General features: G+C 51.8%; 9 protein-coding genes. 8 read left to right on the top strand and 1 reads right to left on the bottom strand.

From position 1 onward, the window contains the following. Positions 1–277: 277 nt before the first annotated feature. Positions 278–2,098: an EAL domain-containing protein gene (locus Q8O77_RS18330; RefSeq protein ID WP_305556700.1), complete on the top strand. Its 1,821-nt coding sequence runs from the start codon at positions 278–280 to the stop codon at positions 2,096–2,098. Here the strand turns inward: Q8O77_RS18330 and Q8O77_RS18325 are convergent. Further along, entirely contained in the window at positions 2,052–3,008 is a 957-nt protein-coding gene (locus Q8O77_RS18325) for a 1-aminocyclopropane-1-carboxylate deaminase/D-cysteine desulfhydrase (protein ID WP_305556698.1), read from the bottom strand. The two genes, Q8O77_RS18330 and Q8O77_RS18325, sit on opposite strands and share 47 nt — an antisense overlap. Positions 3,009–3,077: 69 nt before the next feature. On the opposite strand from Q8O77_RS18325, the gene Q8O77_RS18320 reads away from it, so the two are divergent. From Q8O77_RS18320 to Q8O77_RS18290, 7 genes are read left to right on the top strand one after another with little or no spacing between them, the layout of a single operon-like run. Beyond that, positions 3,078–3,992 carry a hypothetical protein gene (locus Q8O77_RS18320; RefSeq protein WP_305556695.1) on the top strand — a complete coding sequence of 305 codons (915 nt, stop codon included), beginning with the start codon at positions 3,078–3,080 and terminating at the stop codon, positions 3,990–3,992. After that, on the top strand, positions 3,989–4,585 hold the full coding sequence (locus tag Q8O77_RS18315) for a PilN domain-containing protein (RefSeq protein WP_305556693.1): 597 nt from the start codon (positions 3,989–3,991) through the stop codon (positions 4,583–4,585). Before Q8O77_RS18320 ends, Q8O77_RS18315 begins: the two co-directional genes overlap by 4 nt. After that, entirely contained in the window at positions 4,582–5,232 is a 651-nt protein-coding gene (locus tag Q8O77_RS18310; RefSeq protein ID WP_305556691.1) for a hypothetical protein, read from the top strand. Before Q8O77_RS18315 ends, Q8O77_RS18310 begins: the two co-directional genes overlap by 4 nt. Continuing rightward, the gene (locus Q8O77_RS18305) at positions 5,210–5,533 is read left to right on the top strand and encodes a hypothetical protein (protein WP_305556688.1); all 324 of its coding nucleotides are present in this window, start codon (positions 5,210–5,212) and stop codon (positions 5,531–5,533) included. The genes Q8O77_RS18310 and Q8O77_RS18305 overlap by 23 nt, the downstream gene beginning before the upstream one ends. Next, positions 5,523–7,187 (top strand): pilus (MSHA type) biogenesis protein MshL, encoded by a 1,665-nt coding sequence (mshL, locus tag Q8O77_RS18300; RefSeq protein WP_305556686.1) that lies wholly within the window; start codon positions 5,523–5,525, stop codon positions 7,185–7,187. The genes Q8O77_RS18305 and mshL overlap by 11 nt, the downstream gene beginning before the upstream one ends. A 32-nt stretch (positions 7,188–7,219) precedes the next feature. After that, the gene (locus tag Q8O77_RS18295; RefSeq protein ID WP_305556684.1) at positions 7,220–8,107 is read left to right on the top strand and encodes an ExeA family protein; all 888 of its coding nucleotides are present in this window, start codon (positions 7,220–7,222) and stop codon (positions 8,105–8,107) included. Next, positions 8,104–9,207 (top strand): hypothetical protein, encoded by a 1,104-nt coding sequence (locus Q8O77_RS18290; protein ID WP_305556681.1) that lies wholly within the window; start codon positions 8,104–8,106, stop codon positions 9,205–9,207. The genes Q8O77_RS18295 and Q8O77_RS18290 overlap by 4 nt, the downstream gene beginning before the upstream one ends. The last annotated feature ends 3 nt before the right edge of the window (positions 9,208–9,210 follow it).

The following is a 9,210-nucleotide window of genomic DNA, read 5'->3' as shown; positions in this document are numbered from 1 at the left end:
GCATTCGCTATGCGAGAGTAGTTCACCGCCAGGCTCCCAAATAAACAGACCCTTCGTGAAAACGAAGGGTTTTTTTATTGGTATTGCGGTAGTTCACCGCTGGATGGCCAGCCCCGCAGCCTCCCAATTAAGCAAAGCCCGTCTCGTAAGAGCCGGGCTTTTTGCTTTGCGCTTCGTCAATCACATCATTACACATCACAACACAAATTGTTGCTGAAAAACTCGACAAATGCCGGACAAAGATTAACACTAAGAGCTGTTTCAAAAGGAGTTGGCCTTGTCATTACTGCATTTATTCGAGCACCGGACGCGTCGCCTACAGCTGTTAGCGCTATTGCTGTTTCTACTGATCCTTAACTTGTCACATTTTGTTGCTCAGCGCTATGCCATGCAGCAGCAGGCTATTCAACTGGTGCAGCTGGTTCAGCCACAAACTGCATTGCCGCAAGGCCAACCTTTTTGGCTTACGCTAACGGCGGAAAATGGCTTAGTCACGCAAGCCGAACCGGCTAAAACAGACTATATAGCGCTGAATATCGGTGATGTTTTTGCTTTTGTCGATAAACGCTTGCTGCCTGGCCGCAGCTTTTGGTTTTACTTTGCGTTGAATACCGTTTTTATCCTGCTGTTTTTACCACTGATATTGCTGTTTCGCCGCCGGCGCAGCGCGCTTACCAGCGAAGTCATTGAGCTGGATAAAACTATCCGTATGTTGCAGGAAAAAGTGGAGCTTAACAGCCGTGCCGGTATTGCACCCAGCATAGCGTTGACTAAAGTGTCAGAACGGATCAACCATTTACTGAAACGGGATCAGGAAGTCAGACACCTGGTGCGGGTGCAGGGCTTAATCGATCATGAGTTGGCCATTGGTAACCGCGTGTTTTTCGAAAGTAAGCTGCAGCATTACCTCAGTGATGTGTCTGAAGTAGCATATGGTGCTTTGTATATTATTCAACTCAGTCATCCGGAGTCAGGCCAGGCCGGTATTAAACAGCTGACACGGTTAAAAGGTTGTGTCGATATTCTGCACGGCATCGCCGCGGCTTACGCTGATACCGTTATGGCGCGTTTGTCTGACAACGATTTAGTGTTTCTGGTGGCGGGGCTTAGCGGCAAAGAGATGGAAAAGTTGGGTGACAGAATGGCTACCTTGCTAAGCCGCGCCAGTTGTTTTGCCGATTGTGCCGGGCAAGACGTACTGCATATCGGCTATGCCGGCTATCAGCGCGATCAAACCTCGTATCAAATTTTGTCAGAAGCCGACATGGCACTTAAAACTGCGCAGCTACATGGGCCTAATGCAGCTTACGGTTACGTGCAACAGGATAATAAACCGGCCGCGAAAGGTTCGGTATGGTGGCGCTCAGAGCTGAACAAAGCATTGCAGGAACATCGGTTTGCGTTAAGTTTCCAGCCGGTATTCTCTTGGCAGGACACTGATGTATTACAGCATGAGGTATTAGTGCGGTTGCAAACCAGTGACGGTCAGAATATTCCGGCCGCTATTTTCCTGCCTATGGCGCATAACTGTGGCCTGGCCGGGCAGCTTGATCAACATGTACTTTTAAAAACGGCGCGGCTGTGCGCAGTTGATTCGCGCACTTACAGTCGTTGCAGTGTTAATATCAGCATTCAGTCGCTACTTGAGCCACAGTGGTGTGAATGGCTGGATCATATGTTACTAAGTGGTCAGTTGGAACCACAGCAGTTGGCGCTGGAAATCACCGAACATCATTTGCTAAAGCATTATAAGCAGTTAAAAAGTCGTTTGTTGAAGCTGCACAATGCAGGCTTCACCCTTATTGTCGATCAGGTTGGTTTGGTTATCGACAATGCGCTTTATGTGGATGAATTGCCGCTGGAGTCAGTAAAGTTGCACCCTTCGGTAGTACGTAATATTAACCAGCATCTGGAGCAGCAACTGTTTGTTCGCGGTCTGATTTCCGGCTACGCCGGTAAAGGCGTAAAAGTGATTGCTACCGGCGTAGAGCTGGAAGATGAGTGGCTTACATTGCAAAAGCTGGGTATTGCCGGCGGCCAGGGTTTTTATTTCAGCCAGCCGTTAAACCAGATAATAGCGCAAGGTCAGCCGCTGTGATCAAGCCGCGATAATGCATGCCCTTCAGGCCTTGCAAGCCGCCGGTGTGAAAGAAGCTGAGCCGGCTGCCGGCAGGAAAATATCCCGCGGCAATCAGTGAAAATAACCCGTTGAGCGCTTTACCGGTATAAACCGGTTCAACATACAAGTGTTGTTGTGCCATGTCCCTGCAAAACTGCAGCAACTCCGGGCTGAAACGGCCATAACCGGCACCGGTAAAATCGGTATTAATCTGCCACCGGCTTAAACTCCGCTGCGCCGGCAGCAGCTGCAGTACTTTGTCAGGCAATGAAGGATCTTTTACCACAGCAATACCCAGCACTGTGGCATCGTTGCGGCTGATAATACCGGCCAGGGTACCACCGCTGGCGGTAGCGCAAATTATGGTGTCGGCGGCGCCATCCGGTGTCGTGGCCAAATCCAGCCCGGCCACACCACGGGCGCCGTCGGCAGAAGATCCGCCCTCCGGCACCATTAACAGAGTTGGATGTTGCTGCTGTAACCGGCGGATAAAATCGCTCTGGTGGCGCAGGCGGTAACTGCTACGATCAACAAAGTGCAATTGCATGCCCAGCTGTTGGCAAAAGCGCAGCGTCGGGTTGGCCGGGTCGGGTTTATCCGCCCGGACATAGGCAACACTGGTTAACCCCAGTTGGTTGCAGGCAGCGGCAACAGCACACAGATGATTAGAGAACGCGCCGCCGAAGGTAAAAACGCCCGCCATGCCTTCATGCTGAACTGCAGCAAGGTGATATTTTAGTTTTAACCATTTGTTGCCGGACACCGCAGCAAGGTCGGTTTCCAGATGACAGATCCAAAGTTGTACCTGATTGCGTAACAACAAAGCATGGTTTAAAGATTGCCAGCGTTGCCGCGCAGCCGGTAACTGAATCTCAGATGAATACAACATGGGAAGAAGCATGACAGCCAAAGGAATAGCCGCTAGTATAGCGTTACAAACGGAGGGAATGGCAGCGCTATGCTGAGAAAAATAATAAAACGCCTCAATCAAATAGCACCCGGTGAGCAACCGCTGTTTGCTTTGCATCTGTGCAGCAACAGTCTTACGCTGGTACAGCTGAAAGACAGCCGGATAAAACTCTGCAAAACCATCAACTTTAGTGTCGGTAATTGGCAGCCGGCATTGCTTGAAGCGCTTGCCGTAGCACCGGCGCATAGCCGGCTGCACATTATTCTGGCAGCCGATTTCTACCAGCTGGTGCAGTTGGACAAGCCGGCTGTTGCCGCTGAAGAAATGCTGCAGGCATTGCCATGGCAGGTAAAAGATCTGGTGAGTATTGCGCCGGAAGATATCGTGGCGGACTACATTGATTTACCCGGCAATAATACCACACAGGCTAAAATTAATGTGGTAGTGGCCAGCCTCGCCTGGTTAAAGCAGCTGGTTAATACCGTAAACAGCGCCGGCCCGGCAATAGTGTCAATACAACCGGAAGAATGGCTAGCCGCTGCACTGCTGCCGCTAAGCACTCAGGCCAGCATGTTGGTGGTGCATCAGCCGGATCAGGAAGTATTGATCCAAATTGTGCGTGATGGTTTGCTTTACTTCTCCAGACGCACCCGCGGTTTCAGTAAGTTGCATTTAAGCAGCGAAGAAGACTTACGCGCTGGAACCCTGGATCGCTTGCAGTTAGAACTGCAGCGTTCAATGGATTATTTCGAAAGCCAGCTCAAGCAGCCGCCGGTGCGCGATATCCGCTTACTGATGACGGCGCCACAGATTATGGCTGAATTACTCAGTCAAAGCGGCTTCAACCGTGTTGAGCCGTTACAAGCGCCGCCATTGGCTGCAACACTGAACGACAACGAACTGTTACGCTGCTGGCCCGCAGTGGCCGCGGTTAGCGCACAGATGAAGGAGCCGGCCGCATGAAACAGCAGGTAAACCTGTATCAACCGCTACTGTATCCGGTAACCGATCGCCTCAGCTTGCAGCGGGTATTATCTGCCTGGTTGTTACTGGTGGGTCTGTTGCTGTCGGCTTGGTTGTTGTTGCAGTATCAGCAACAACAACTGGCTGCGCAGCTTGCAACACAGCAGCAACAACTGGATGTGCAGCAACAGGAAGTGCTGTTGTATCAACAAGCACTGCAGCAGCGCCAGCCGTCAGCAGAGCTGATCAAGCAATATGAACAGGTGCAGCACCGGGTACGGCAAAAGCAGCAACTGTTAGGCTACCTTGCTCAACAGCAGCAACAAGCCGGTCAATTGTACAGCCCGGTGTTTGCGCATTTGCTGCAGATAGACCGGCAGGAGCTGTGGTTAACTGCTTTTAGTTTGCAGCAACAGCACAGCAGCTTCAGCGGCATTTCATTGCAACCGGACAAAGTGCCGTTATGGCTGGAAGATTTACGCCGGCTCAGCTATTTCAAAGGGCAGCGCTTTAGCGAGGTTAATATGTTGCAGGTACCACAACAGAGCGCAGTAAGCTTTCAGCTGGTAGCCCAACAAGGAGCCGGCTTGTGACGCAATGGCAGTTATTATCAGACAAATTCAGTCAGTTACAGCAGCGGGAAAAACTGTTGCTGTCGTTGGGCGCTATTTTTCTTACGCTGTGGTTATTGCTGATTTATCTGCTGGAGCCGGTATTACTGGCTGCTCAGCAAGGGCAAAAGCAACTGAGCACTTTGCAACAGCAACAACATGATGCCAAAGCGCAGGCCGATACCCTGCGGCGCCAACTCAGCGTGAATATGGATCAAAAGTATCTGGAGCAAATAGCCGGATTGCAACAGCAAGAGCAGCAACTTAATAGCGAAATAAGACTAAGTGCTGCCCATTTTGTCGGCTCAGAGCAAATGATCAGCTTGCTGCAAAACATACTGCAAAGCAGCAGCGGTGTGCAGGTAACCAGCTTGTCTACCCCGCCGGCGCAACCGGTCAGGCTGGCAGGGCAGGCTGATGACGAAGCGGCATTATTATATCAGCATACTATTACGCTGGTAATGAGCGGCAGTTACGCTAAGTTGTATGCAGTACTGCAACGTATTGAGCAATTGCCGGGGCTGGTAAACCGCGCCGGGCTGGAGTATCGCGTGTTGGAGTACCCTCAGGCAGAATTGTCGTTAAAGCTGAGCACAGTGAGTGAATATGAAGATTTTATTCGTTTGTAGTCTGGCCTTGCTGCTAAGCAGCCAGCTGCAGGCCGATCCTACCAAGCCTGCCAGTGGTTGGCAAATTGACGGCAGCGCGGTACAAAGCGCTGCTGCGCCGGTCAGCCTCCGGCTGCAACTGATTAAGAATACTGAACAGGGTTTGGTTGCACTGATAAACGGCCAACTGGTACGCAAGGGAGATCGGGTTGAGCAGTATCGGGTAGCCGACATTCAGCAGGCACAGGTAGTTTTGCAATTAAATGGTGAACAGCGGGTATTGCCGTTACTTAACACAGCGATAAAACAATATGAAGAATAAGTCAGGACACAAAATACTGTGGCTATGCAGCAGCGCACTGCTGGCCGGTTGCCAGGCCTTTACGCCCACTGCAATTCCGCAACAAGCTAAACAGGATTTACACCAGGCCGCGCAACAGAATCATGCCGCAGCGCAAGCCGCAGCGCCGGTACCGGCAGCAGTAACCCAAGATCTACTCAGCGCCGGCTATACCCCGGTGCAGCCGCAGTTGCCGCGCTTTAACGTCGCCGCCGTGCAGGCAGATCTGGTAGATTTCTTTCAATCATTGGTTACAGACACACCCTATAGCGTGGTGTTGCACCCGGATGTCAGTGGCAATATCAGCCTGCAGTTAAAGCAGGTTACGCTGGCCGAAACTATGGCCATTGTGCAGCAACTGTATGGTTTTGATATCCGCCTGCAAGGCTTGGTATATAAAGTTTATCCGGCAGGGCTGCGCACTGAGAGCATCGCTGTAAATTATCTGATGTTGCAGCGTCAGGGTTTTTCTTCCATTGCGGTAAATTCCGGCGGTGTGTCGCAAGACAACCAAAGCAATCAGAATAACGGCAACAACAATAATAACAATAACCAGAATAACAACCAGGCCAATAACCAAAACAATCAAAACGGCCAGGGCCAATCCGGCCAACAGCAATTTAACGGCAGCACGATAAAAAGTGAAAGCCAAACCGACTTTTGGAAAGATCTGGAAAAAGCTGTCAGTACTGTGTTGGGCGACGGGCCACAACGGATGGTAGTGGTTACGCCGCAGGCCGGCCTGGTAACCGTACGGGGTATGCCGGAAGAAATTGCCGCAGTAAAAGCCTACCTGGGCCAGTCTGAACAACACTTACAGCGCCAGGTGGTGTTGGAAGCGAAGATCATAGAAGTTACCCTCAATGATGAGTATCAGCAAGGCATTAACTGGCAAAACGCCATTATGAACCTGCGTAGTACCGGCTTTAATTTCAGCACCAGTGGTGCGGTGGCCAGTAATGCTATCAGCAGCTCTTTAGGTGGCGTTACCGCTATTTCATTTAATAATGCCGATTTTAACGGCGTAATTAACCTGCTGGAAACTCAGGGCAATGCGCAGGTATTGTCCAGCCCGCGGGTTACTGCAATGAATAACCAAAAAGCGGTAATTAAAGTAGGCCAGGACGAATACTTTGTTACTAACATCAGCAGCGACACTATATCCGGCGTTGGCGGCACTATCAGTACACCGAATATCTCTTTGCAGCCGTTTTTCTCCGGTATCGCGCTGGATGTTACACCGCAAATTGACCAAAACGGCAGCGTGATCCTGCATGTGCACCCTTCAGTAACCGAGACGGCAGAACAAAGTAAAACCATCCGTTTCAGCAACGAAGAAGTGATCCTGCCGTTGGCACAAAGCAATATTCGTGAGTCTGATACCATTATCCGCGCCCGCAGCGGCGAAATCGTGGTGATTGGCGGTTTAATGCAAACCGTTACCAGCGACAGTGAGTCACGTACGCCGGTGCTTAGCGCTATACCAATACTGGGTAAGTTGTTTACCAGTATCAGCAAGGTAGAAAAGAAAAAAGAGCTGGTTATTCTGCTTAAACCCACCGTGGTTGGTGAAGGCGTATGGCAGCAGCAAATTCAGCAGTCTTCGGTGCAACTGTCAGACTGGTCGGCCAATTAGCGATGTATCAACGGCATTTCCAACTGAACCGAATGCCGTTCGGCCTAACGCCGGATACGGCGTTCTTTGTGCCGTTGCAACAGCATCAGGATGTGTTAGCCGTACTACAAACTGCGCTGGCCGCCGGCGAAGGTTTTATTAAAATTACCGGTGAAGTCGGCAGTGGCAAAACCCTGCTGTGTCGTAAATTGCTGCAACAAGCCGACGCCGACTGGCAGCTGGCGTATTTACCGGATCCCTGTTTAACGCCGCTGGAGTTACGTTGGGCACTGGCGCTGGAATTGGGTTTAAAACACTCGGCCAATATTGATGCGGCGCAATTATTGCAGCTGTTACAACGGCAATTGCTGCTGTTGGCCGCCCAGGGTAAAAAAACCATAGTGTTGATAGATGAAGCCCAGGCATTGCCGGACGATACTTTAGAGGCGCTGCGTTTACTGACCAATCTGGAAACCCAGCAGCAAAAACTGCTGCAGGTGGTATTGTTTGGCCAGCCGGAGTTGAATAAAAAGCTGGCAAGCTACCGCTTTCGCCAGCTGCGTCAGCGTATTACCTTTTCCAGTGAACTGGCTTTGATGAGCCGTGTTCAGGTGGCCGCCTATTTACAGCAGCGGTTGGCACAGGCCGGCGCCAACCAGATGTTGTTCAGCGGCGCGGCGCTGCGCTCATTAAGCCGTTATAGCCGCGGTATTCCAAGGCTGGTAAATATACTGGCGCATAAAGCACTGTTGCTGGCATTTGGTGAAGGCAAAGCCACTGCCGGCTATCAGCATGTGCGCCTCGCCGCGTTGGATACCGAAGATGTACAGCCTAAACCGCGCAGCTGGTTGTGGTATGCCGCCTGTTTGTTGCTGCCCGGAATCGCCGGCTATGCGGTAGCGGCTAACAGCAGCTGGCTGCAAAGGTTGGCGGCATTATGAGTGTATTAAATAAAATGCTGCGCGATTTAGAGCAGCGCCAACACACAGCTGTTGCCACAGAGCCGGCGGCGCAATTGGCCTACCGGCCGGACCGGCCATTATGGCTGAATATATTGTTGTTGCTAAGCTTCTGCTTACTCTGCTTTGCGGTGTACGCCATTTTAACCCGCGATGTCGCCGCGGATAACCCTGCCGCGACAACGCCTGTGCTACAGCCAGCGGCGGCTACAGATGTTGTGGAGATAGCACAGAGTTTAACCGCGGATACTGCAGTAGCGGCTGCGGCTGATGGTTCAGTGCTTGGTAGCGTAGAGGCTGCCAATAGCGTCCGCGCAGAAAGTGCTGAGAATGCAGAAAGCACAGAAAACACAGTTGAGCAGCCGTTGCCGGTAGCCGTTATTGTACCGCTACAGGCTTTGCCACAATCACAAGCATCACAGCAAGCTATAGTGGTAAACGAGGTTCCGGCCCCGGTTACTAAAGCCGCAGCGCCGGCCGGTAAGATGACAATTGAACATGCGGCCGAACCCATAGCGCAGCGTAAAGCCGGGTTACGGCAGCAAGCGCTGGCTGCTGCACAAAACGGCCAATTGCAGCAGGCGTTGCAATACTGGCAGCAACTGCAGCAGCTAACGCCGCAAGACGCGGAGTTATATCTGGCGCAGGCCGGGCTGTGGTTGCAACTGGGACAGCCGGCACAAGCCCATGCAGTGTTACAACAAGCGGTGGCACAAGGCATAGTGCATGCCGATATTCAGTTAATGCTGGCGCAGCACGCTGCGGCAGCGCAGCAATGGCAAGCGGTAGATGCCTTGTTGCCGCCACAATTTACCTTAGCGCAGCAACCGGATTACTACGGCATGAAGGCGACCGCGCTGCAGCAATTGGGGCAGCATCAGGGAGCACTGCACTGGTTTTCGCAACTGGTGGTGCTGCAACCACAGCAGGGGCGTTGGTGGCTGGGGGCGGCTATTTCATTTGATGCACAGGCCGAGCGCGCTCAGGCACAGCATTATTATCGCCAGGCATGGCAACACAGTGAAACACTGTCTGCTGCCAGCCGGAATTACATTCAACAGCGTTTAGCTGCTACAGAGTAACCT

Origin of the sequence: Rheinheimera sp., assembly GCF_030690345.1 — a bacterium.
GTDB lineage: Bacteria > Pseudomonadota > Gammaproteobacteria > Enterobacterales > Alteromonadaceae > Alishewanella.
This window is presented reverse-complemented; position numbering and strand designations above follow the sequence as displayed.